At 50.8% G+C, this 21,240-nt stretch carries 27 protein-coding genes and 1 tRNA gene; 16 read left to right on the top strand and 12 right to left on the bottom strand.

What is annotated here, in order from left to right:
• Window positions 1-198: 198 nt before the first annotated feature.
• The 4 genes from AAIE02_RS03550 to AAIE02_RS03535 are packed head-to-tail and all read right to left on the bottom strand — an operon-like array spanning window position 199 to window position 2,422.
• Window positions 199-525, bottom strand: a complete 327-nt coding sequence (locus AAIE02_RS03550) for a hypothetical protein (RefSeq protein ID WP_498531981.1) — start codon at window positions 523-525, stop codon at window positions 199-201.
• Window positions 522-845, bottom strand: a complete 324-nt coding sequence (locus AAIE02_RS03545) for a winged helix-turn-helix domain-containing protein (protein ID WP_498531980.1) — start codon at window positions 843-845, stop codon at window positions 522-524. Before AAIE02_RS03545 ends, AAIE02_RS03550 begins: the two co-directional genes overlap by 4 nt.
• Window positions 769-1,425, bottom strand: a complete 657-nt coding sequence (locus tag AAIE02_RS03540; RefSeq protein WP_498531979.1) for a replication protein P — start codon at window positions 1,423-1,425, stop codon at window positions 769-771. The genes AAIE02_RS03545 and AAIE02_RS03540 overlap by 77 nt, the downstream gene beginning before the upstream one ends.
• Window positions 1,334-2,422, bottom strand: a complete 1,089-nt coding sequence (locus tag AAIE02_RS03535; RefSeq protein WP_498531978.1) for a DnaT-like ssDNA-binding domain-containing protein — start codon at window positions 2,420-2,422, stop codon at window positions 1,334-1,336. Before AAIE02_RS03535 ends, AAIE02_RS03540 begins: the two co-directional genes overlap by 92 nt.
• Before the next feature lie 71 nt (window positions 2,423-2,493).
• On the opposite strand from AAIE02_RS03535, the gene AAIE02_RS03530 reads away from it, so the two are divergent.
• Window positions 2,494-2,685 (top strand): hypothetical protein, encoded by a 192-nt coding sequence (locus AAIE02_RS03530; protein ID WP_498531977.1) that lies wholly within the window; start codon window positions 2,494-2,496, stop codon window positions 2,683-2,685.
• Between the two features lie 53 nt (window positions 2,686-2,738).
• Here AAIE02_RS03530 and AAIE02_RS03525 read toward each other — a convergent pair whose 3' ends face one another.
• Together AAIE02_RS03525 and AAIE02_RS03520 are read right to left on the bottom strand one after the other, a co-directional pair.
• Complete coding sequence (locus AAIE02_RS03525) at window positions 2,739-3,293, bottom strand: toxin YdaT family protein (RefSeq protein WP_498531976.1); 555 nt, start codon at window positions 3,291-3,293, stop codon at window positions 2,739-2,741.
• Between the two features lie 5 nt (window positions 3,294-3,298).
• A complete protein-coding gene (locus AAIE02_RS03520) occupies window positions 3,299-3,526 on the bottom strand; it encodes a transcriptional regulator (RefSeq protein WP_498531975.1) in 228 nt (75 codons plus the stop codon).
• A gap of 89 nt (window positions 3,527-3,615) precedes the next feature.
• Here AAIE02_RS03520 and AAIE02_RS03515 point away from each other — a divergent pair, with 89 nt between their 5' ends.
• The 7 genes from AAIE02_RS03515 to AAIE02_RS03485 all read left to right on the top strand — a co-directional run bounded on the left by AAIE02_RS03515 (window position 3,616) and on the right by AAIE02_RS03485 (window position 8,555).
• Window positions 3,616-4,044, top strand: a complete 429-nt coding sequence (locus tag AAIE02_RS03515; protein ID WP_498531974.1) for a helix-turn-helix domain-containing protein — start codon at window positions 3,616-3,618, stop codon at window positions 4,042-4,044.
• A 290-nt stretch (window positions 4,045-4,334) separates the two neighbouring features.
• Complete coding sequence (locus AAIE02_RS03510; protein ID WP_498531973.1) at window positions 4,335-4,523, top strand: hypothetical protein; 189 nt, start codon at window positions 4,335-4,337, stop codon at window positions 4,521-4,523.
• A 10-nt stretch (window positions 4,524-4,533) separates the two neighbouring features.
• Complete coding sequence (locus AAIE02_RS03505) at window positions 4,534-4,671, top strand: hypothetical protein (RefSeq protein ID WP_164716872.1); 138 nt, start codon at window positions 4,534-4,536, stop codon at window positions 4,669-4,671.
• 46 nt (window positions 4,672-4,717) lie between these two features.
• Window positions 4,718-5,062 carry an RrF2 family transcriptional regulator gene (locus AAIE02_RS03500; protein WP_498531972.1) on the top strand — a complete coding sequence of 115 codons (345 nt, stop codon included), beginning with the start codon at window positions 4,718-4,720 and terminating at the stop codon, window positions 5,060-5,062.
• Window positions 5,063-5,203: 141 nt separating this feature from the next.
• On the top strand, window positions 5,204-7,234 hold the full coding sequence (locus AAIE02_RS03495; RefSeq protein ID WP_498531971.1) for a 3'-5' exonuclease: 2,031 nt from the start codon (window positions 5,204-5,206) through the stop codon (window positions 7,232-7,234).
• A gap of 69 nt (window positions 7,235-7,303) precedes the next feature.
• Window positions 7,304-7,546 carry a DUF4224 domain-containing protein gene (locus AAIE02_RS03490; RefSeq protein WP_498531970.1) on the top strand — a complete coding sequence of 81 codons (243 nt, stop codon included), beginning with the start codon at window positions 7,304-7,306 and terminating at the stop codon, window positions 7,544-7,546.
• Complete coding sequence (locus AAIE02_RS03485; protein WP_498532653.1) at window positions 7,521-8,555, top strand: site-specific integrase; 1,035 nt, start codon at window positions 7,521-7,523, stop codon at window positions 8,553-8,555. The genes AAIE02_RS03490 and AAIE02_RS03485 overlap by 26 nt, the downstream gene beginning before the upstream one ends.
• 98 nt (window positions 8,556-8,653) lie before the next feature.
• On the opposite strand, the gene AAIE02_RS03480 is transcribed toward AAIE02_RS03485, so the two are convergent.
• Together AAIE02_RS03480 and AAIE02_RS03475 are read right to left on the bottom strand one after the other, a co-directional pair.
• Window positions 8,654-8,741: transfer RNA gene (locus AAIE02_RS03480), tRNA-Ser, on the bottom strand.
• 156 nt (window positions 8,742-8,897) lie between these two features.
• The gene (locus AAIE02_RS03475; RefSeq protein WP_498531969.1) at window positions 8,898-10,523 is read right to left on the bottom strand and encodes an ABC transporter substrate-binding protein; all 1,626 of its coding nucleotides are present in this window, start codon (window positions 10,521-10,523) and stop codon (window positions 8,898-8,900) included.
• 228 nt (window positions 10,524-10,751) lie between these two features.
• On the opposite strand from AAIE02_RS03475, the gene yccA reads away from it, so the two are divergent.
• Both yccA and tusE read left to right on the top strand, forming a co-directional pair.
• Entirely contained in the window at window positions 10,752-11,411 is a 660-nt protein-coding gene (gene yccA, locus AAIE02_RS03470) for an FtsH protease modulator YccA (RefSeq protein WP_039291604.1), read from the top strand.
• 136 nt (window positions 11,412-11,547) lie between these two features.
• Entirely contained in the window at window positions 11,548-11,877 is a 330-nt protein-coding gene (gene tusE / locus AAIE02_RS03465; protein WP_008461270.1) for a sulfurtransferase TusE, read from the top strand.
• Here tusE and yccX read toward each other — a convergent pair.
• Window positions 11,874-12,164 carry an acylphosphatase gene (gene yccX, locus AAIE02_RS03460; RefSeq protein ID WP_166995548.1) on the bottom strand — a complete coding sequence of 97 codons (291 nt, stop codon included), beginning with the start codon at window positions 12,162-12,164 and terminating at the stop codon, window positions 11,874-11,876. The genes tusE and yccX overlap by 4 nt on opposite strands.
• 161 nt (window positions 12,165-12,325) lie before the next feature.
• Here yccX and rlmI point away from each other — a divergent pair, with 161 nt between their 5' ends.
• The gene (rlmI, locus tag AAIE02_RS03455; RefSeq protein WP_008461267.1) at window positions 12,326-13,516 is read left to right on the top strand and encodes a 23S rRNA (cytosine(1962)-C(5))-methyltransferase RlmI; all 1,191 of its coding nucleotides are present in this window, start codon (window positions 12,326-12,328) and stop codon (window positions 13,514-13,516) included.
• A 61-nt stretch (window positions 13,517-13,577) separates the two neighbouring features.
• Window positions 13,578-13,895, top strand: coding sequence for a heat shock protein HspQ (gene hspQ / locus AAIE02_RS03450; RefSeq protein ID WP_008461265.1), 318 nt, complete (start codon window positions 13,578-13,580; stop codon window positions 13,893-13,895).
• Window positions 13,896-13,924: 29 nt separating this feature from the next.
• Here hspQ and AAIE02_RS03445 read toward each other — a convergent pair whose 3' ends face one another.
• Entirely contained in the window at window positions 13,925-14,338 is a 414-nt protein-coding gene (locus AAIE02_RS03445) for a CoA-binding protein (protein ID WP_008461263.1), read from the bottom strand.
• 168 nt (window positions 14,339-14,506) lie between these two features.
• Between AAIE02_RS03445 and csgI the strand changes: the two genes are divergently transcribed.
• Window positions 14,507-15,154 (top strand): curli synthesis inhibitor, encoded by a 648-nt coding sequence (csgI, locus tag AAIE02_RS03440; protein WP_498532652.1) that lies wholly within the window; start codon window positions 14,507-14,509, stop codon window positions 15,152-15,154.
• Between the two features lie 99 nt (window positions 15,155-15,253).
• Entirely contained in the window at window positions 15,254-15,712 is a 459-nt protein-coding gene (gene mgsA, locus AAIE02_RS03435; protein WP_008461260.1) for a methylglyoxal synthase, read from the top strand.
• Here mgsA and helD read toward each other — a convergent pair whose 3' ends face one another.
• Window positions 15,713-17,767 carry a DNA helicase IV gene (gene helD, locus AAIE02_RS03430; RefSeq protein WP_498531968.1) on the bottom strand — a complete coding sequence of 685 codons (2,055 nt, stop codon included), beginning with the start codon at window positions 17,765-17,767 and terminating at the stop codon, window positions 15,713-15,715.
• Between the two features lie 130 nt (window positions 17,768-17,897).
• Between helD and AAIE02_RS03425 the strand changes: the two genes are divergently transcribed.
• Both AAIE02_RS03425 and yccS read left to right on the top strand, forming a co-directional pair.
• Window positions 17,898-18,344 (top strand): YccF domain-containing protein, encoded by a 447-nt coding sequence (locus tag AAIE02_RS03425; protein ID WP_498531967.1) that lies wholly within the window; start codon window positions 17,898-17,900, stop codon window positions 18,342-18,344.
• 12 nt (window positions 18,345-18,356) lie between these two features.
• Window positions 18,357-20,495: a YccS family putative transporter gene (yccS, locus tag AAIE02_RS03420; protein ID WP_498532651.1), complete on the top strand. Its 2,139-nt coding sequence runs from the start codon at window positions 18,357-18,359 to the stop codon at window positions 20,493-20,495.
• Here the strand turns inward: yccS and AAIE02_RS03415 are convergent.
• Window positions 20,480-21,109 (bottom strand): TfoX/Sxy family DNA transformation protein, encoded by a 630-nt coding sequence (locus AAIE02_RS03415; protein WP_498531966.1) that lies wholly within the window; start codon window positions 21,107-21,109, stop codon window positions 20,480-20,482. The two genes, yccS and AAIE02_RS03415, sit on opposite strands and share 16 nt — an antisense overlap.
• Window positions 21,110-21,240: the final 131 nt, after the last annotated feature.

The following is a 21,240-nucleotide window of genomic DNA, read 5'->3' as shown; positions in this document are numbered from 1 at the left end:
TAACTTGATGTAGATAGCATTAACCTTTTATTATAAAAATGGCCATCATATAAAATTCAACTCTATGCTAGTTCGAATCTGCCCCACTAAAAACAACCCGCCCCGGAGATACTGGTATTTAGAACTGAGGAGCGAGCTGCTTATAGTGAATCGCTGTAACTATTGCGTATGTTGAATAGATCCCTCAACGCTTCAATATTAATATTTATGTTGAAGCTCTTTATGACGAAGCCAGATGCACACCGCGCCATCTTCGGTGTCGTGAATAGAGCCAACAAACCAGCCATCGCCAGGGGCTAACAGCTCTGGTTTCCATCTTGAGATGTCGTAGCCGTCTATGTCCGGATCAACCTCATCCTCGTCACGGTATTCGACGTGCCATTGCAGACCGTTTTCGGCCAGCCATTCGTTAAACTCAGCGGAAGAAATAGACTCGCGACCATCGCAGAACTTCTCGTATTCTAGGTGAGTCCAGTAACCGTGCTTATCGCGCTCAACCGGCAGTACTTCAATTTTCATACTCATTTGCCTGCAATCCCGAATATTTTATGAACCCCATAGCCCTGCCAGTTCTTCCGGCATACCTCAGCCATTGCCTGTCTGGCCCGCTGGTGGCGCGGCGCTGTTTTCCGGCGGCATACCTTGCTTTCCCAGCCCTGGGCAAGTCTCATCTCGGGAAAAGCAGCTGTGCCGCAGCGCTTGATGATTCCCTTTCGCAGAAGGTGCATCAGGATGTTCCATGCTCCGGTGCTATCGCGCTCCAGAACCTTAGCCAACTGCCGGGCAGTGGCCCTTTTGTTCTCCTTGAGAAAGCCGATCACTTTCTGATGGTTTTCGCTGTTCATGTTTAATCCTTTGGTCATTGGTCAAAACTCGATTTATTCTAAGCATTCCGGCTGCTTTACGCCGTAAAAATTCAGCATGCATTTCCTGAGCAGGTGTTGGTCCGGCTGGTGCGCGCGGCGCTGCAAGCTGTCGACGAACCGGCGGTACCGAATAACCTGCTGCGACTTTCTTCTCCCACTTTTGCAGCAAACTACCTGCCAGCTTTTCTTGTTCCGGCCCCGTTAAACGCCGCTCAACACCAGCCCAGCGGATATCGATGCAGATGTGATACATAACCGGGTGTCGCCACGGAAACTGTTCTGAACTCGGGTACTTGTATGACTCGTTGCGCCAGCGAGTAAGCTCTGCAAGTACATCAGCGGTCGTGAATCCGATCGCCCCGCCGCCAGCTTCGGCGACCAGCGCCACGAACTCGCCAAAATCAGGTGGCCATGTACTGCCCGCGGCGCAACGCTCAACACAGGCATTGCAAACCCTGGTCAGCTGCTCACTGCTCATTGCGCCAATCTGCTGCTCCCAGAGATCCGAGGGACGATTGCCATTCTTCGCAATCCAGCGGTTGCTGTAGATTTTTGTCATGAGCTCCCACAACCGCCATGCCGGTGTGTCCACCGTAGTGCTGTCGTTCCCGAATGTACTGCTCGCGCCCCTCACGTAACTGCCGTTCTGCGATGGACTCCGTGTTTCCAGCTGAGTTTTGCCCATTGGTCACCTGCCTGTTTTTGGGGTTATCCTGGCAACGCTGCAGCCAGGTTGTGATGAATTTTTTGATGCCGTTCGGCGTTTTGCGCTTCTTCGGGTTACTTTCGAGCCAGCCGCACATGTTCCGCAGCTCCTGAGGTACATCCACCGCTGGGTAAAGCTCCCTTCGGCTTTCGAGGTAACTCAGCGTTACGTCATGCGACAGACCACCGATTAACGGCAGCGATATAAAAATTTCTTCCGGCGGACTCGGCTCTCTTGTCTGGGGCTGAGTTTTCTCAGTGCCGGACATAATGTTTTTAGGTTTTAATATCTGTTCACTGCTTACTGCTTTCTGGATACCTGATGGCAAAGACTTAGGCTTGTCCTTAGGCAAAGGCATTACCATGTCGTATGCCTTACCCATAGCCTCGGAGACCGCATAACATGTGGCTTGTAGCGAACTCCATGCCTCCCATTTCAGGTCACATTCAGGAAGTAACTCGAATGCGCGGGCCCACGATTTAATTACGTTCACTGATGCTGGAGGGTTATGTGCTGCTGCCTTAGGAAGCCAAAAAACTCTGGCTTTAAGGTCGGCTTTCACCATGCCAAGAGATAAGCCTTCTCCTAAGGCTAAGTCGAAGGCTTCCTGCTCCCATCCAAGTTCTTCAGCAAGTGCTGCGCGCCCCGCCTTAAACAAACCTGGAATAATTCCGGTAAACGGGCTGGTCAGCAGATAAATAAATAAGCTTTGACCGCTTGGCGGCAAAGGAGATAGAGCGCGAAACTTTGGATCATCCCACATGGTGATCTTCACTTTGCGATAAGGCTCATTACTTGCCTTACTTTTAGCCATAGCCCTAGCCTTATCATTGCTTTCTTTATCTGTCATAATTTCTCCAGATAGCTATCAGCACCGTTTTTGTCACTCATATTCAATTGTTCTAAAAAGGAAAAAACACTATGACGGACGCCGTTTTTAATATTCCTCAAAGGGATGAAATTGAATTCACCATTGAGGATGGATACATCTGCCTTTCCCAAACCAATGCATTGGGGGAAGACCCTAGTACGATCCGCATCCACCACCTTGATGCTGAATGGATAATTTCTGGACTCAACACAGCTGTAGAAGCTGCTAAAAAGATCAGCTAGCCAAAGCGGGTATTTATCCTGCTTGTTCAAATTGGTCATTGGTCAAAACTCGATTAGAAAAACTGCGGCGTCACTGCGCCTATGCTGGCAAGCAGCGGTCCTGCTACGTCTGAGGGCAACATGTTGAAAAGCGCAATAGCTGCCTCTCTAATCTCTTTCTCAAGCTTCTGCAGCGGCGCGCCTAACAATTTGGCCTGGTGCGCCTCACCGCACTCTTTAATCGCTCTGGCCACCAGCTCAGCCTCAGTCATTCCAGAACGCAGCCCGTGCTTTCTGGCAATCTCCAGGGGCATGGATTCACTGATCGCCGCGGCAAGCTGCATTACGTAAGCGGTGTATTTGTCGGAGTTGGTTTCATTTTTCAGATAACGAAAAAGATTCTGCTTGTTTATCGTTATTCCCCTGCCACCCAGCCTTTCCCACTGTTCTGCCACCAGCCGAGCAATCTTTTCCTGTGCCTGGCCCGGCAAAATGAGTTCCCACTCATGCACTGCGTCACGGAGAGCACGATGCTTAATGCCGTCACGGCGATGGCCAACATTCTGATTTTGTGTTTTCAGCGTAAATCTGGATGGTTTGATATGTTGTTTATCAGTTGCTAAATGCATAGTTATTACTCCTGTCTAGGTAATCCATCTGATGGATTTGGATAGAGATCAGGACGCAGTTCGTGTGGAGTTATTTCCCAACCAAGAACCCTGCAGGCATTCAGAACCTCTGTGCTTGCTACTTTGGTACGAAACCAAACCGACACAGTCTGTGAGTTTTTGCCTAGGCGGCGTGCAAGTTCAGACTGACTACCGCAAAGTGAAATGATTTTCTGTTGTATAACTTCTTTCATTGCTCCTCCCAAATTATGTATCACATAATTGATAAATAATTTGTCACTGTCAATAAACTTAATCAGCCACAATTGAAAAGAAACTTTGTATGCTTAGTTACTGGTTTGATTTGGATACAGATATGAACTTCGAAGAAAGACTGTTAAGGGCTCTTGATGAAGCCGGCATTTCTCAATCTGAGTTAGGCCGTAGAGTTGGAGTTAATTCGCAGACAGTCAGCAACTGGTGCAACACTGGCAATTTCCCTCGCAAAGAAAAGCTCGAGCTTTTCCCGCAAGCCCTTGGAAAACCGTTGTATTGGTTCTTTATGACCGACGAAGAAGAAGCGAATTTAAAAGCTGCTACTCTCAGTAAGACTATTTTGAGTAAGAAGCAAAGTGCTCTTTTAGAAGTCTTTGATCAGCTTCCAGAGAGCGAACAAGACAAATTTATAGGGCTTGCCAGCGATCGGCTGGAAGAGCTTGATAAATTCATGGCTGAGTTCCTAAGCAAGCGTAAAATCGATCCCCCCGCATAAAACCACAAAAACTCACGTCTAAAGGCCGCTTCTAGCGGCTTTTCTTTTGCCTTGCGCATATGAATCCAACCAAACAAAACAATCATTGATAATTTTTATGTCAAAATTACATTGACGATTGACATATTTATTTGTAGTTTGAATTTACAAAATCAGTCATCCAGGCAGGAAGCCCACGAAGTAGCTGCCGGCGGCATACGAAACACCGGATGAGATGACACATACATTGAAATGCGCAGCAGGCAGTACCGTTCCGCCAGCCTGGCGATAAGGGCAAAGAGAGAGGATTCATGGCTAAGAAACAATTCACCGTAGTCATTAACGGCGATGGTGGTTATCGCACTTATCGCGTTATGGCGGAGGACTGGAAGGACGCAGACAGGATCGCAGATGGACAGCATCGCAGATTAAATCCTGACGATAAATCATCGGAGATTGGCGTGGCCGCCGTCATAAGAGGCTGGCCGGAGGTTTGGTAAGGGGAAAGGCATGATTGATTTCGCACGTAAACCAGCAGCACATCAGGCTACTCGCCTGAATGTTTTTGAAGTGATGCTTCGTAAACTCTGTTACATCCTGGCCCAGAAGGGCAACCCGGCTGCCGACCAACAGCCTGCAGTTCGTTAAACATCGAGTTTTGACCAATGGCCTGCTCTGGCCGAGGAATGTGATTATGGAATTTGGCATGAAGCGCGTGATGGCATCCGTTCACGCAATGGCGGCACTACAGCGCATTTCAAACGGCTCGTTCGTAGCCCTGACCACGCTTAGCAAAGAGGCGAATCTTTCCACCTCTTACCTCGAGCAGATTTTCAATAAGCTGCGCGTCGGAAAGCTCGTTGTTTCTCAACGAGGCCCAGGCGGCGGTTATGCGCCCCGCGCTGGTGATATTTCAGTTTCAGAAGTTATCCGGGCTGTCAGCAAAATCCCCAATAACAGCACCTTTAAACCCGTTCTGACCGCTTTGGATGGTGTGCTGCTGTCTGAGCTGGCAAAGAGTCAATCAGCAGCCCCATAAAGCACAAAACCCGCGCAAGGCGGGTTAAGTACCCGGTCAGCCGACCAAAGCTTTCCGAAATCGAGTTTTGACCAATGACCACTACCCAAAAGCGGCAATCACTGGCTGCGGGTATCTTACATCCAAAAAAGAGGCCCCGATATGGAATTCTTTAATTTAATCAAAGCAACTCAAAAATCAGGCAAGCCTGATGCCATCCACTGGCAGACAGCAAAAACCGAAGCCCGCGCAAACCTGATGCTTGATGTGGCCCTGGAAGATGCCGGTATAGAAACCGGCCGTGGCCACGATTACAACAAGCCAGTCAGGACTGATTTCCCTGTTTTCGATGATCTTCCGGAGGAAGGCACTGTTAATTTTGAATGGTGTAAACGTTACGAGCTGGCGGAAGACGGCAGAACCTGGCAGTTGATTCAAACGGCTGCAGTTGACGACGAAGAAGCAGAGGAGCTAAGTGACGCCATTGAAAGTTACAAAATGGGTCTCAACGTAGAACTTGCTCACTTCTGGATCGGAGGCATGTTTACTGCAACACCAGAAGAGCGAGCTGCCGCAATCAAGGCCCAAATGGATATGGACAATAACTATCTCCAGAATGTCATTCTGGCGGTTAACTCCGTTGAGCCTCTAAAGCAGTGCCACAACCATATACGCCATACCCTCCTTGAGGCTATCAAGATTATCTGGCCACTGGATGGAAAGACTCCTGAGTTGTCTCACGTTCTGGCGTTCTCAAAAGAGTGGATCGAAGCCCTGAATGACAATTCAGCCGGCCGCGGTAACCACAGGGCTGACGTCATTGAAAAATGGAAGGCAAAGTCTGCGCCACAGCCTGCTGCCGTCCATTCCGTTAAAAGCGAACCGGAGAACATGATCAGGACTGATGCCGGAACCAATGCAGGTAGACAGATAAAAACTGACCGCAATCCGGATCTGGCCCCTTCCCTGGATGTTCTTGATATTGAAATCGCGGCGGCCACCCTCCCCATGGATTTTAATATCTACGAATTTCCGGCAGGCGTTGTTCGTCGGGCGAAGGAAATAATCACCAACAAAGAAGAACCATGGAAAACATGGAGTGCCGTTCTTCGCAAATCGCCCGGCATTCTGGATTTTTCCCGAGGCGCAATTTTTGTCCTGGTTCGTAACGCACCTGATGAAGCGCTGCATTCCATCCCGGCTCTTACAAGTTACGTTGTTAAAAATCTGCTTGAGATTAAATTCATGCCGGATGACGGGAAACCAAATAGCGAAGAGCGCTGGAACGCTATTCAGAACTATTTTAAGGCACCCGCAGCCGTGGAAGAAAGCGGCGAGAATGTTGATAAGCAGCATGCAGAAAGCAACCAGCCACCAGCCCAACTGGTAAAAGTCGGGGCCGGTGTTTTCGATGCGACAGCTCTCTTTAATGCCCCCTCGAAAGATACTGCTGCGGAGAATACTGACTATGTGCCGGTGGAAGAAACTATCAACCATGAAACCAAAGCTGGCACTGAAGTGATACCAGGCGAAGCAGCAATTAACTCAACTGAAAGCCATGCTGTTGTTAATCAGGAAGCAGAAACCCTGAAAAACGATACCGGTCACCGTAAAGATGAAACTAAAGAGCAGCTGTTTACTCATCTCATGGTTGACCTGAAGGCATTCGGTTCAAACCCCGACGCTCCAATCGTGTCCATTGGCGCCGTGTTTTTCAATCCTAAAACCAGCGAGATGGGAGGTGAGTTTTACAAGGTCATCAGCCTGGCCTCTTCCATGGAATCTGATGGCCTGCCAGACGCTGACACCATTCTATGGTGGATGAAACAGTCCGCGGAGGCCCGCTCTGCAATTCTGGTTGATGCCATCCCTCTTGATGACGCCCTGCTCCAGTTGAACGAGTTTATCTGCGAAAACGCTGCAAATGGCCCGGCCGCCGTTCAGCTATGGGGGAACGGCGCAACATACGACAATGTTTTGTTACGCAGATCTTATAAGCGAACTGGAATCCCGGCGCTCTGGGAATTTTGGAATGATCGCGATGTGCGAACAATCGTTGAGCTGGGTAAGGCGATAGGTATCAATCCGCGTTATGAAATCCCATTCGAAGGAGATCAACATAACGCCCTGGCCGATGCCCTCCACCAGGCTAAATACGTTTCAGCCATCTGGCAGAAGCTGATTCAAAACTGATTTTCCTTATTCATAAAATAACGCGCCGGCCAGGTAACCTTTATCAGGCCGGTCATCAGGGGATGACCTATGCATGAACTTACGTTGTCACCTCAGGAGATTCAGGAAATCACCGGATATATGCGTTATACGCAGCAGCAGCGCCAGTTGCGCTGTCACGGCATTCCATTCACAACTGATGGACGGAATCGCCCAATCGTGTTGCGCAGAAATATTTTGCCGGGGACCACCGAACTACCAAAGGTTGACGAATATGTTGCAACAGAGCCGGACTTCGACGCTATCTATGGGCAGGCCAAGAAAAGATCCTAAAGATACCCACCTTCCACCGCGGGTAACAAAAAATAAGTACAGCTATGTCTGGAAGCCAAAGGGAACCAAACTAAGTATTAGTCTGGGGAAAATCCGTGAAACATCGATCTCAAAACTTTGGCAAAGATATGAAGAGGAAAAGGCCAAGCGCCATGACGTTATGACCTTTGCCAAATTGTGGGGCATGTTTATCGAAAGCCCGGCGTTTACCGAGCGGGCGCTACGAACGCAGCAGGACTACCACCAGCATCAGAAACAACTATTGGCCGTGTTCGGAAAAATGAAGGCCGACGATATACGGATTGAACAGGTTCGTATTTTTATGGATAAGCGCGGGATGAGCAGTAAAAATCAGGCCAACCAAGAAGTGGCCAGCATGTCCCGTGTATTTGGCTGGGGTTTTGAGCGAGGGTATGTGAATGGCAACCCCTGCAAGGGGATTCGAAAATTCACTCTCATCGACCGGGACGTTTATATCCCCGATGAAGATTACCTCGCTGTGTACGAATGCGCCGCCCCAGAGATTCAGGTGGCAATGGAGATTTCATATCTTTGCGCCGCGCGCGAGGGTGACGTTCTGGATCTGCGGATCGCAGACGTCAGGCATGAAGGGATTTTTATTGAGCAAAACAAAACTGGTAAAAAGCAGATCAAGCAGTGGTCCCCCCGCCTTCGAGCGGCGGTTGATCTGGCTATTGAAAAATTGTCTGGAAGGTCTGCGGCCGGCTTTCTAATTCCTGGGCCATCAGGCGGCGCCATGAATAAGAAAACGTTCAACACCTGGTGGAATAAAGCAAAGAAAGCTGCAGCTTTAAAACTGGGCCACGCTGTACCCGGAACATTTCACGACATTAAGGCCAAGGCTATTTCAGATTACGAAGGGAGCAGTAGGGACAAGCAACTCTTCTCAGGCCACAAAACAGAAAGTCAGGTGACGACGTATGACCGAAAAGTGAAAATTTCACCAACACTCGCGGCACCGGTACTGAGCAAAACAGAGGGAAAATGAGAGGGCTAAGGACAAGAATATACCAAGTGAATATACCAACACTATACCAACACCCCAAAAACAAAAGGGGTCGCCTTTCGGCAACCCCTTGAATTTGTTGGCGGAAGCGCAGAGATTCGAACTCTGGAACCCTTTCGGGTCGCCGGTTTTCAAGACCGGTGCCTTCAACCGCTCGGCCACACTTCCAACGAGGCGAACTATAAACATACCCATACTTCATGTAAAGCACGATTTTGTTCAATCGCCTGAAATTTCATCATATTTGTGTTATTTGCCTGAAACAGCAGCAACATGCTCAGTTTCAAGCCGCTTTTCTGCCCTCCGGAGAGGGCAGCGTCAGCATTAGTGCTTTTTGATGTAGAGATCCTGGGTTAAATATTTGCCCAGCGTGCTCGGTGCATAACCTCCTACGTAAGGTTTCACCAGTTGAACCTTCACATAGTGGTAGATAGGGATGGTCGGGACGTCTTTCGCAAGAATATCTTCGGCCTGCTGATAGTACTTCGCACGTTCTTCCTGGGTGGTGGCCTGTGAAGCCTTAGCGATGATCTCATCGTAGGCAGGATTGCTGTATTTGGAACTGTTCTGGCTATCGCCGGTACGGAAGTTATTCAGGTAGGTCGCCGCATCATCGTAGTCGGCAATCCAGCCGTAGCGCACCAGGTCATAATTGCCGGTACGTTTGGTATCCAGCATGGTTTTCCATTCCTGGTTTTGGAGCTTCGCCTCGACGCCGATGTTCTTCTTCCACATTGAACTGGCCGCAATGGCAATGCGCTGGTGAGATTCCGAGGTGTTATAAAGCAGGTTGAACTTCAGCGGATGAGATTCGTTAAAACCCGCCTCTGCCAGCAATTTCTTCGCCTCAGCGACACGCTTATCGTGGCTCCAGCTACCGTACTCCGCAGGCTTAAGCGTTATCCCGCCAATTTTAGGTTGGCTTACCAGCCACGCAGGCTTTTGCCCCTGCCCTAACACCTTACCGGCGATGATATCTTTATCCAGCGCCAGGTTTAATGCCAGACGAACGCGTGGGTCGTTAAACGGCGCTTTGGTGGTATTGAATTCATAATAGTAAGTGGACAGATAAGGCGTGATATGGACCTGGTCCGGAATCGATTTTTTCAGTGAGGCAAACAGCGTTTCCGGCACGGTATAGGTGATGTCGATCTCACCCGCTTTATAGCGGTTTATATCTGCTGTACCGGAAGTCACAGGCAGATAAGTCACCTTATTAATCACCGTATGAGCATCGTCCCAGTACTGCTTATTACGCTCGCCGACGACTTTCTCGTTCACCACCCACTGCGACAGCTTATACGGACCGCTGCTCACGAAGTTGGCCGGCTGGGTCCATTTATCCCCAAATTTTTCTACCGCAGCTTCGCTCACCGGTACCATAGACGTATGGCCAAGCATCAGCAGGAAGGCCGACGTTGGCTGGTCCAGCGTCACCTGAACGGTGTTGGCATCCAGCGCCTTCACACCCAGGCTATCGACCGGCTTTTTGCCTTCGGCAATGTCATTGGCATTTTCGATATGCATCGTGCCGGGATAAGTTGCGTAAGGGGAGCCCGTTTTAGGATCGACTAACCGCTTCCAGCTCCAGACCACGTCCTGCGCAGTGATAGGTTCACCGTTGGACCACTTAATCCCCGGACGCAGATGGAATGTCCAGACTTTGTTGTCCTGGTTATCCCATTTTTCGGCCAGATGAGGTTCGATAGAACCATCGTTTTTGACGCGAATCAGGCCGTCAAAAAAGTCGCCGATAATATTACTTTCAACGTCGCTCTCCACTTTGTGGGGATCCAGCGACGCCGGTTCACTGCCGTTGTTACGTACCAGCTCCTGTTTGGCTGCAAGCTCGGTTCCCGGCGGAACGTCTGCTGCCCATGCGCTGGAAATAGCGCTGAGCAGACCCAGAGCAACCAATGATTTTGAGAATGTGTTGTTGTTTGCTTTCATGACCTACGCCTTATTAATGTTATTTAACGACGGTACGGCTAACACTCTTAGTCGGCTTTAGGTAATAAAGCAATATTTTTCAGCCACCTATAAGTGGGTGTTATGGCATTAATTTTTTACAATGTGATAAACTGCACGAGGTAAAGATGGGTAAAAAGGCTTTTGTCTAATAAAGGCGGGCATTATGCTCATGACCATAAAACACCTGTAAAAAAGAGAGAGTTTAGAATGGATCGCATTATTACCTCCTCGCGTGACCGTTCGTCACTGCTCAGCACCCACAAGGTGCTACGTAATACCTATTTCCTGCTGAGTTTAACGCTGGCATTTTCCGCGTTGACGGCAACCGCCAGCACCGTACTGATGCTGCCTTCTCCAGGGCTGATTCTGACGCTGGTCGGCATGTACGGCCTGATGTTCCTGACCTACAAAACTGCGGATAAACCAGTGGGCATTTTGTCTGCATTCGCCTTTACCGGCTTCCTGGGCTATATCCTGGGGCCAATGCTGAATGCGTATCTGTCCGCAGGCATGGGTGATGTTATTGGCCTGGCGCTGGGTGGTACCGCACTGGTCTTCTTTAGCTGCTCTGCTTATGTGCTGACAACACGTAAAGACATGTCCTTCCTCGGCGGCATGCTGATGGCGGGCGTGGTGGTTGTGCTGATTGGTATGGTGGCAAACATCTTCCTGCAGCTCCCGGCTCTGCACCTGGCGATTAGCGCGGTGTTTATCCTGATCTCTTCTGGCGCCATCCTGTTTGAGACCAGCAACATTATCCGCGGCGGCGAAACAAACTACATCCGCGCGACCGTAAGCCTGTATGTTTCTCTTTACAACATCTTCGTTAGCCTGCTGAGCATCCTTGGTTTTGCCAGCCGCGACTAACTGATGCCGTAATCCCTAAAAGAGAATGCCTTGTGCATTCTCTTTTTTTTGCCCTCAATCCTGCAGCATTCCGCCCTTAAGCCCACAGAGAAAATTTGCTACACTTCGCCCGATTTGACGTAAATAGCGGATAACTATGTTGACCTTTGAAGGCAGAGAAATAGAGACAGATGCCGATGGCTACCTGAAAAATAGCCAGGAGTGGAGCGAGCCGCTGGCGGAAGAGATTGCCGCCAAAGAAGGCATTACCCTGGCGGTAGAGCACTGGGAAGTGGTTCGCTTCGTACGCGAGTTTTATCTGGAGTTTAATACCTCCCCGGCCATTCGCATGCTGGTTAAGGCTATGGCGAACAAGTTCGGCGAAGAGAAAGGCAACAGCCGCTATCTTTATCGCCTGTTCCCGAAAGGCCCGGCCAAACAGGCCACAAAAATCGCTGGCCTGCCAAAACCGGTGAAGTGTATCTAGTAGCGGATACCAAAGTTGATCCATTCGCGTTCGGGTTGATACGGTTCAGTCAGAACTTTATCAACCCTGGCGCTACGTGGCCCGCCGGCTTTTAGCCACGCCAGTAGCTTTTCAACCTGCCCCGCCTCTCCGCAGGCCACCACCTCCACGCTGCCATCATCCAGGTTACGGGCATAGCCGGTTAAGCCAAGCTTTTCCCCCTCACGCTGAGTGCTGTAACGAAAGCCCACGCCCTGAACCATGCCGTGTACCCAACACTTCACGCACTGTTTGTCTGAACTCATCATTGCCTCCGCCTGAACGCTCAAAACAGTTCTAAGTCTAACAAACCCCGTGTTTTTTTCTTTGGCAGTAACCCACTCTGTGAGGCTTTCACGTGAATAAATTGCAATTAGCGGCCCTAAACCGGAAAATGGCGCCCATTTCTTAGCGAAGCAGCAAATAAATTATGAGCGTACGTTTAGTGTTAGCCAAAGGGCGTGAGAAGTCGTTATTGCGCCGTCATCCATGGGTTTTCTCTGGGGCTGTTGCACGCCTGGAAGGCAAGGCCAGTCTCGGTGAAACGGTTGATGTGGTGGACAGCCAGGGCAAATGGCTAGCCCGAGCGGCATATTCCCCTGAATCGCAAATCCGCGCCCGCGTCTGGACCTTTGATCAGGCTGAAAGTATTGATATCGCCTTCTTTACTCGCCGCCTGCAGCAGGCCCAGCAGTGGAGAGACTGGCTGGCTAAGCGTGATGGGCTGGACAGCTACCGACTGATCGCCGGTGAATCTGACGGTTTACCGGGCGTGACTATCGATCGTTTTGGCAACTTCCTGGTGCTGCAGCTGTTGTCTGCCGGCGCAGAATATCAGCGCCCGGCCCTCGTTGCCGCCCTGCAGTCTCTCTACCCTGAATGCTCTGTTTACGATCGCTCCGATGTGACCGTGCGTAAGAAAGAAGGCATGGCTTTGACTCAGGGGCCGGTCAGCGGTGAACTGCCTCCTGCCCTGCTGCCTATCGAAGAACACGGTATGAAGCTGCTGGTAGACATTCAGGGCGGGCATAAAACGGGCTATTACCTCGATCAGCGCGACAGCCGTTTCGCCACTCGCCGCTACGTTGATAATAAACGCGTCCTGAACTGCTTCTCCTACACCGGTGGTTTTGCCGTTTCCGCGTTGATGGGTAACTGCAGCCAGGTGGTAAGCGTGGATACCTCTCAGGATGCGCTGGATATCGCCAGAAAAAACGTAGAGCTGAACAAGCTTGATCTCAGCAAAGCCGAGTTTCTTCGTGACGATGTGTTCAAACTGCTGCGCAAATATCGCGACCAGGGCGAGAAATTCGACGTCATCGTCATGGACCCGCCTAAATTTGTTGAAAACAAAAACCAGCTGGCGGGCGCCTGCCGGGGCTATAAAGACATCAACATGTTAGCGATTCAGTTACTGAACCCTGGCGGCATTCTGATGACTTTCTCCTGCTCCGGGCTGATGACCACAGATTTATTCCAGAAAATCATCGCCGATGCCGCCGTAGATGCCGGGCGTGATGTACAATTTATAGAACAGTTCCGCCAGGCGGCCGATCACCCGGTGATCGCAACCTACCCGGAAGGGCTGTATCTGAAAGGGTTTGCCTGTCGAGTCATGTAGCTTGAAAAGGCGGAAATTGCCCGCATATTCGTATGCAGAGTAATGTTCCCGGGAGGTGACTATGATTGCCAGCAAATTCGGTATTGGCCAGCAGGTTCGCCATTCTTTACTGGGCTATCTGGGCGTAGTGGTCGACATTGACCCCGAGTATTCGCTCGATGAGCCGCAGGAAGACGATCTGGCCGACAATAGCGCACTCCGCGCGGCACCGTGGTACCACGTTGTCATGGAAGATGAGGATGGCCAGGCGATTCATACCTATCTCGCCGAAGCTCAGCTCAGTTCTGAAGATGACGACGAGCACCCTGAACAGCCGTCAATGGACGAACTGGCTGCCTCGATACGCCAACAGCTTCAGGCCCCACGCCTGCGTAACTGATTAAAAACCCCGCCGATGCGGGGTTTTTCTTATTTCGCCAGCCCAAGGCGAGGGATTTCAATCGCCGGGCATTTATCCATCACAACGCTTAATCCCGCATTCTGTGCCAGCACCGCAGCCTGCTCATTAATCACGCCAAGCTGCATCCATAGCGTTTTCGCTCCCACGGCGATGGCATCCTGCGCTACGCCCCAGGCGGCCTCAGAATTACGGAACACATCGACCATATCAATTTTCTTCGGTACGTCCGCAAGCGTGGCATAGCCCTGCTGCCCTAACAGCGTTTTACCCGCGACCTTCGGCGACACAGGAATAACCTCATAACCTTGTTTGAGCAGGTAATCCATCACCCGATAACTCGGACGATCGGGCTTGTCGCTGGCCCCCACCAGCGCAATGGTACGGGTGGTTTTCAGGATATTTTCGATATCACTTTGTTTCATAGCGCCCCCTAAGATGTTGTCTGAAGTGTATGCCAAACCCCGTCACCCAGCCATCTTTCTACTGGATACTCAGGCGCGCAATTTCTGAAAATATGTCTATATGTTAATAAACAGGTCTCAGGAAAAACTTTGAAATATCCACTCAGCATGTTCACCAGGGAGAGTGAAATGAGAGCAGGTCTGCCACTTGCAGGGCTAATATTGATGCTGCCAACCCTGGTATGGGGAACCACGCTGCGCCTTTCAGCCGATGTGGATTTACTGGTTCTGGATGGTAAAAGAGTTTCCAGCTCGCTCCTTAAAGGGGCGGACAGCATTGAAATAGATAATGGGCCTCATCAGTTGGTTCTGCGCGTTGAAAAAAAAATAAACAACGCACGCAGCCGGTCTTCTGGGGTTTCCCCCCCGACGGTGATCAGTTTTGACACCAAAGAGATAGATCAGGTCAATATTGTTATACCGCTAAAAGATCCCAATCATTCTGGAGCCGCCTTTCAAATTAAGCTGCAGGACGGACAGGAGCATTCCATTCCCATCCGAACCGATATTTTGGAGATCAAACCCGATCCAACCGGAACGGATTATGAAGAAGAGACACAGCGCTATAACAAATCAGAAAAAAAAGCGTCAATGCCCGGATTCGCAAACCGCATGGCCAACGAAGGTATTCTGCAATTTGCCCAGGCTAATCCAGATCTTCCACCGGCGCAGTCTGAAGTGCTAACAGAGCAACGGCTGAGATACTGGTTCAGCCGGGCCGATAATCCGACACGGGCGCGTTTTCTACGCTGGGCAAATGAGACCCACAACCCATAGCAATGCCTCGAGATGCCTCGCTTTTTTGACGTTCTGCTCTTGCAGCCCCGGGCGCTTTTAGTAATCTGTTAGCAGCCTAAAACTACCCAGGAAAAGAGAATGGAACTAACAACCCGCACCCTTGCGGTAAAAAAACATATCGCACTGGTTGCCCACGATCACTGTAAGGACGCGCTTTTGAAGTGGGTACAGCGCCACAAAGCAACGCTTGCCAACCACACTCTCTATGCCACCGGGACAACGGGTAATTTAATTCAGCGAGCAACAGGGCTTGAAGTCAACGCCATGCTCAGTGGCCCAATGGGGGGCGACCAACAGGTAGGCGCTTTAATTTCCGAAGGTAAAATTGATGTCCTGATTTTCTTCTGGGACCCGCTCAATGCCGTTCCTCACGATCCCGACGTTAAGGCCCTGCTGCGCCTGGCGACCGTCTGGAATATCCCGGTCGCCACCAACCTTTCTACCGCAGACTTTATTATTCACTCTCCGGGCTTCAATGAGAGCGTGGATATTCTTATTCCGGATTACCAACGCTATCTGAATGAACGCCTGAAATAATCACGGGCGATTAGCCGCGGGCACACCCAGCCGCTTAAGTGCCTCAACAAAGACAGAAGGTTCCTGCTTGTTGAACATAAGCCAGACCCGATGACGTGCCCGCGTCAGCGCGACATAAAGTAAACGCCGCTCCTCTGCGTCCGGGAAATCCTCCGGCTGTGGCAGGAGCGCCTGCTCCATGATTGACTCCCGCGCGGGTGCCGGAAAACCTTCTTTTCCATCCTGCAAACCAAGAATGATCACATAGTCCGCCTGCTGCCCTTTGCTGGCGTGGATAGTCATAAAATCGATGTTGAGCTTAGGCCATCGCGTGGAGGCTTTTTCCAGACTTTCCGGACGCAAATAGTGATACCGCGCGAGCACCAAAATTCGCTGTTCGGGCAAGGCGTACCCACTAAGTTTGTCCAGCAAATCATCGAGCCTGTCATCGGCAAGCAGAGTTACCGATTTTTTGTCCCCTTTAGAGAGGCTATTGAGCGGCTTACGCAGTTGATACGGATTTTGCTGTACAAAACCGTTAGCAATCTCGCCAATTCGGTCGTTAAAACGATAAGTAGTATCCAGAGCGCAGCTGTCACCCTCCCCAAAATGGTGGCTAAATGCCGTGGTGAGCGTCATTTCTGCTCCGCTAAATCGATAGATTGCCTGCCAGTCATCTCCCACGGCATAAAGCGAAGTATGGGAATTCTGCCGTCTTAAAGCAGCCAGTAAGGCGGCCCGCTGGGGAGAAATGTCCTGAAACTCGTCGACAAGGATATGCTTCCACGGGCTGATAAAACGCCCCTTTTCGAGCACATTAATTGCCTGATGAATCAGCCCGGAGAAATCTACCGCCTCTTCGGCTTTCAGGGCGGCTTTCCAGCTTTTTAACAATGGCGCCATCAGCTTAATACGTTTAGTGAAGAGTTCTCTGACCTCTTCTGGCGCGCTGTCTATCATTTCAGCCTGTGAACCTCCGTGCATCCGCATCAGGCCGAGCCAGCGGTCGAGCCGGCTGGCAAGCCGCTTCGCCAGGCGTTTGTCCTGCCAGTATTCACCTTCTGGAACATCCCACTCAAGCTCTTCGCTAAGCCATTGCCGCCAGCCTTTGGCCATCGCCTTCTTTTCCCGGCATTGCTGCTGCCAGCTGTCGATCAGCAACTGATGGCGAGCCGCTGTGTCGCTCTCAAGTTCACTGACTCGAGGGGCTTTTTTGCTCCCCTGTTGAATGATGTGTAGCGCCAGTGAATGGAAAGTTCTGGCAGAAATCGCTTCGGTATTAAGGCGGCTGGCTATACGCTCATCCATTTCCTGCGCGGCCTGACGGCCAAAGGCTAACAGCAGGATTTGCTCCTCTGTTGCTTCACCGCGCTGTAACAACCATCCGGCACGCGCCACAAGAACGGAGGTTTTGCCGCTACCGGCCCCAGCCAGCACCAGGAGCGAATCTTCTCCATTCACCACCGCCCTGGCCTGAGACGGATTCAGCGGCGAACTTTCAACCAGCTCAAAGAAAGCGGCATATTTTTCCAGCATCCGTTCGGTATAAGCGCTATTACGCTGGTGTCGGCGCTCTTCACCCTGTTCAAGCCAGGCTTTACATATGGCCCACGCTTCCCGGCAATTTTCGAACTCACCAAGTCGGGCATGCGGTAGCGGGAGGGCTGAAATAGCTGCGCGGAGGTTATCCTGTAACGCCTGCATATCACTTCTCCGGAACCACAGCTCCTTGCGAGTGCGCTGCGCAATCTCCTCTCGCTGAGCGGTTAATACTTCGGCGGCAACTTCACTCATCTCCGTGCTCCAGTTGAGCCAGAGCGAACTCAGATGATGGAAAAAGCGCTGGGTCTCCGCCCATTCGGTACCGTGCAGGCGAACCACTTTGTCATCTGGAAGAACGAATTCAAGCTCTCCCCAAACCAGGCCACGCTTACAGTTAATCGCGATTAACTGATTGAATGGAATAAGATATTCGTGGCGATCGCCTTTAACCTCAACGCCGGCAGGCAGCAGTTTGACCCGGTTATAAGGGTGCTGAGCTAAATGCTTGCCAAGAGAAGTTGCTTTGAGTTCCATTACGTTGCCCGATCCAATGTAAGAGTTATGGCTCAAGTTTAACTGCCGATGGAATGACGCTCCAGAGTAAAAACGCGTTATAATTTCTGCGGTTAATCACTCTTTATTTTTCTGTCAGGGAAGCGTCACTATGCGTACCGTACTTAATGTTCTGAACTTCGTGCTGGGTGGCTTCTTGACCACCCTCTCCTGGCTATTTGCCACGCTGGTGAGTATTGTGCTGATTTTCACCCTGCCACTGACTCGCTCCTGCTGGGAAATCACCAAGCTTTCCTTTGTGCCCTACGGCAATGAAGCCATTCATGTGGATGAGCTTAATCCACAGGGTAAAAATACGCTGCTAAATACGGGGGGGACACTGTTGAATGTTCTCTGGCTGATCTTCTTCGGCTGGTGGCTGTGCATTATGCATATCATGGCGGGCATCGCGCAGTGTATTACCGTAATTGGGATCCCTGTAGGAATTGCGAACTTCAAGATTGCTGTCATTGCGTTATGGCCCGTTGGTCGCCGGGTTGTTCCAGTCGAAGTGGCAAGAGCAGCACGCGAATCCAATGCACGTCGCCGTTTCCAGTAAGGAGCCGTTGTGCTGACCCTAAGCCCACTGGTACGTCGTTACACCTGGAACAGCGCCTGGCTTTACAACTTGCGCATATTTATTGCCCTTGCAGGCACTGCGGCACTGCCGTGGTGGCTCGGTGAAGTCAAGCTGACGATCCCCCTCACGCTTGGCGTTGTGGCTGCCGCCCTGGCCGATCTCGACGACCGGGTAAGTGGTAGGCTACGAAATTTACTGATCACTTTAGTCAGCTTTTTCATTGCTTCAGCGTCTGTTGAGCTGCTGTTTCCCTGGCCGTGGCTGTTTGCCGTGGGCTTAACGGTCTCCACCAGCGGATTTATCCTCCTTGGAGGGCTGGGCCAACGCTATGCCACCATTGCCTTTGGTGCATTGCTGATTGCTATCTACACGATGCTCGGTATTTCCCTCTACGAGCACTGGTATCAGCAACCACTGTTCCTTTTAGCCGGCGCCGTCTGGTATAACCTGCTGACCTTAGCAGGCCATTTAATTTTCCCGATTCGGCCCCTGCAGGACAACCTGGCACGCTGTTATGAAAGCCTCGCGAGCTTTCTGGAAATTAAAGCCTCGCTGTTTGATCCTGATATCGAAGAAGAAAGCCAGGCTCCAATGCTCCAGTTGGCTATGGCTAACAGCCAATTAGTCACCACGCTAAACCAGACGAAAAGCTCATTACTAACTCGCCTCCGCGGCGATCGGGGGCAGAGAGGGACTCGTCGAACACTTCACTATTATTTCGTAGCCCAGGATATTCACGAGCGGGCGAGCTCGTCTCATATTCAGTACCAGGCCTTACGCGATAAGTTTCGCTATAGCGACGTGATGTTCCGCTTTCAGCGTCTGCTAACGATGCAATCTCATGCCTGCCAGCAGCTCTCTCGATCAATCCTGCTGCGAGTCCCTTATCAGCACGACCCACGGTTTGAACGCGCATTTACTCATCTGGACTCCGCTCTGGACCGAATTCGTGCCAGCCATGCAACAACGTCTGAGATAAAAGCGTTAGGCTTTCTGATTACAAACTTGAGGGCAATTGATGCGCAACTGGCAAACATTGAATCAGAACAGGCGATTGCTGAGCCACAGAACGATCCCGAGAATCGTCTGGCAGACGACAAGCTGACCGGCTTCGATGATATCTGGCAGCGGCTGAAGCTTAACCTCACGCCTGAATCCGCACTCTTTCGTCACGCGGTGCGGATGTCCCTGGTGCTCTGTGTGGGCTATGCGTTTATTCAGTTTACGGGTTTGCAGCATGGTTACTGGATACTTCTGACCAGCTTGTTTGTCTGCCAGCCCAACTACAGTGCAACCCGGCGACGCTTAGCGCTGCGTATCATCGGCACGCTGGTTGGGGTGGCCGTTGGCCTGCCTTTACTTTGGCTTGTCCCGTCTCTCGAAGGCCAGTTGATACTGATCGTCATTACTGGCGTGCTGTTCTTCGCTTTCCGCAATGTGCAATACGCCCACGCCACCATGTTTATTACTCTGCTGGTATTACTGTGTTTTAATCTGCTAGGAGAAGGTTTTGAAGTCGCTCTCCCGCGCGTGATTGATACCCTCTTAGGCTGCGCAATAGCCTGGGCGGCGGTGAGTTTCATCTGGCCTGACTGGCAATTCCGCCGGCTTTCACGAGTCGTTGAACGTGCGTTCAACGCCAATTGTCGCTATCTGGATGCCATTCTTGAGCAGTACCATCAGGGACGTGATAACCGCCTGGAATATCGCATTGCCCGGCGGGATGCCCATAACAGAGACGCCGAGCTGGCCTCCGTGGTTTCAAATATGTCTTCCGAGCCTCGAGTCTCCGCTGAGATGCGGGAAGCGGCGTTCCGTCTGCTTTGCCTGAACCACTCGTTTAACAGCTATATCTCTGCATTAGGTGCGCACAGGGAAAAACTCAACCACGGCGATACGTTAATGTTGCTTGATGACGCCGTCTGCTACGTTGATGACGCACTGCATCACTTGCCTGTCGATGAAGGACGCGTTCAGGCTGCTCTGACAGGGCTCTCCGCCCGCATCTCGCAGCTTGAGACTCGGGCAGACACAAAAGAACCCCTGGTGCTGCAACAAATTGGGTTATTAATTGCGCTTCTGCCAGAGATCTCTCGTCTTCAGCAACAAATCTCTCAGTGCTCAGAATAAGGCTGGCGCCGCTGCTCATAGCGGCGCCACCAGTCCGTCAATTCTTTGCGAACATCAGCAGGCAGTACAGCCTCATGAACACCACGAATAGCGCCTGCAAGCGCGAGCAGTACTTTAATACCTACCGTTTTCCGGGTACTGCGTAATTTTAGCCATGACCGTTTTGCCCCAAAGAGTTGAAGCGTTTGTGGATCATTAATGCCCACCTCACGAAGCATAACTTCAATATTCAGGGAAAGATTGGGGAGATCCTTAAGGCGGCGAGAACGTATCTTAATTTGTGTCTTCTCCCATTGGGCGCTTCGTAAAGCCAGGGAAGAGAGCTGGACGAGTTTATCGGGATTTTCCCAAAGCTCTTCATCGACACGATAGTAATTCAGTGCGACTGGGAGCCCCCGTTTACTGTACATCAGCGGTGGGGCCGACTTTTGGATGAAATATTCCGCGCACTGTTCACAAGCTCGCAGGTAAAGCTCACCTTCCGCCACCATAGCAAAAACCACACCGTCGACGGTCAGACTATAACCGCCAAATAACGGTCTGTAGCCGATTTTACCCAGTGACGAAAGATATTTCCGTGATTTATGAATTCTAAGAAATGTCACCTTTTTCATAATATGTCCTTATATATCAACTGGTAAATAGCTGCTTTAGTTACTAACCCTCTTAATCCCTGAAAATAAGTAAGGTTAAAGCTAATGGCAACGACAATTTCATCGGTGTCGCTTTTGCGTACGGAAAATGC

The organism is Cedecea sp. Ae19-4 (assembly GCF_059801165.1).
The sequence above is the reverse complement of the archived record's forward strand: the minus strand, read 5'-3'. Positions and strand labels throughout refer to the sequence as shown.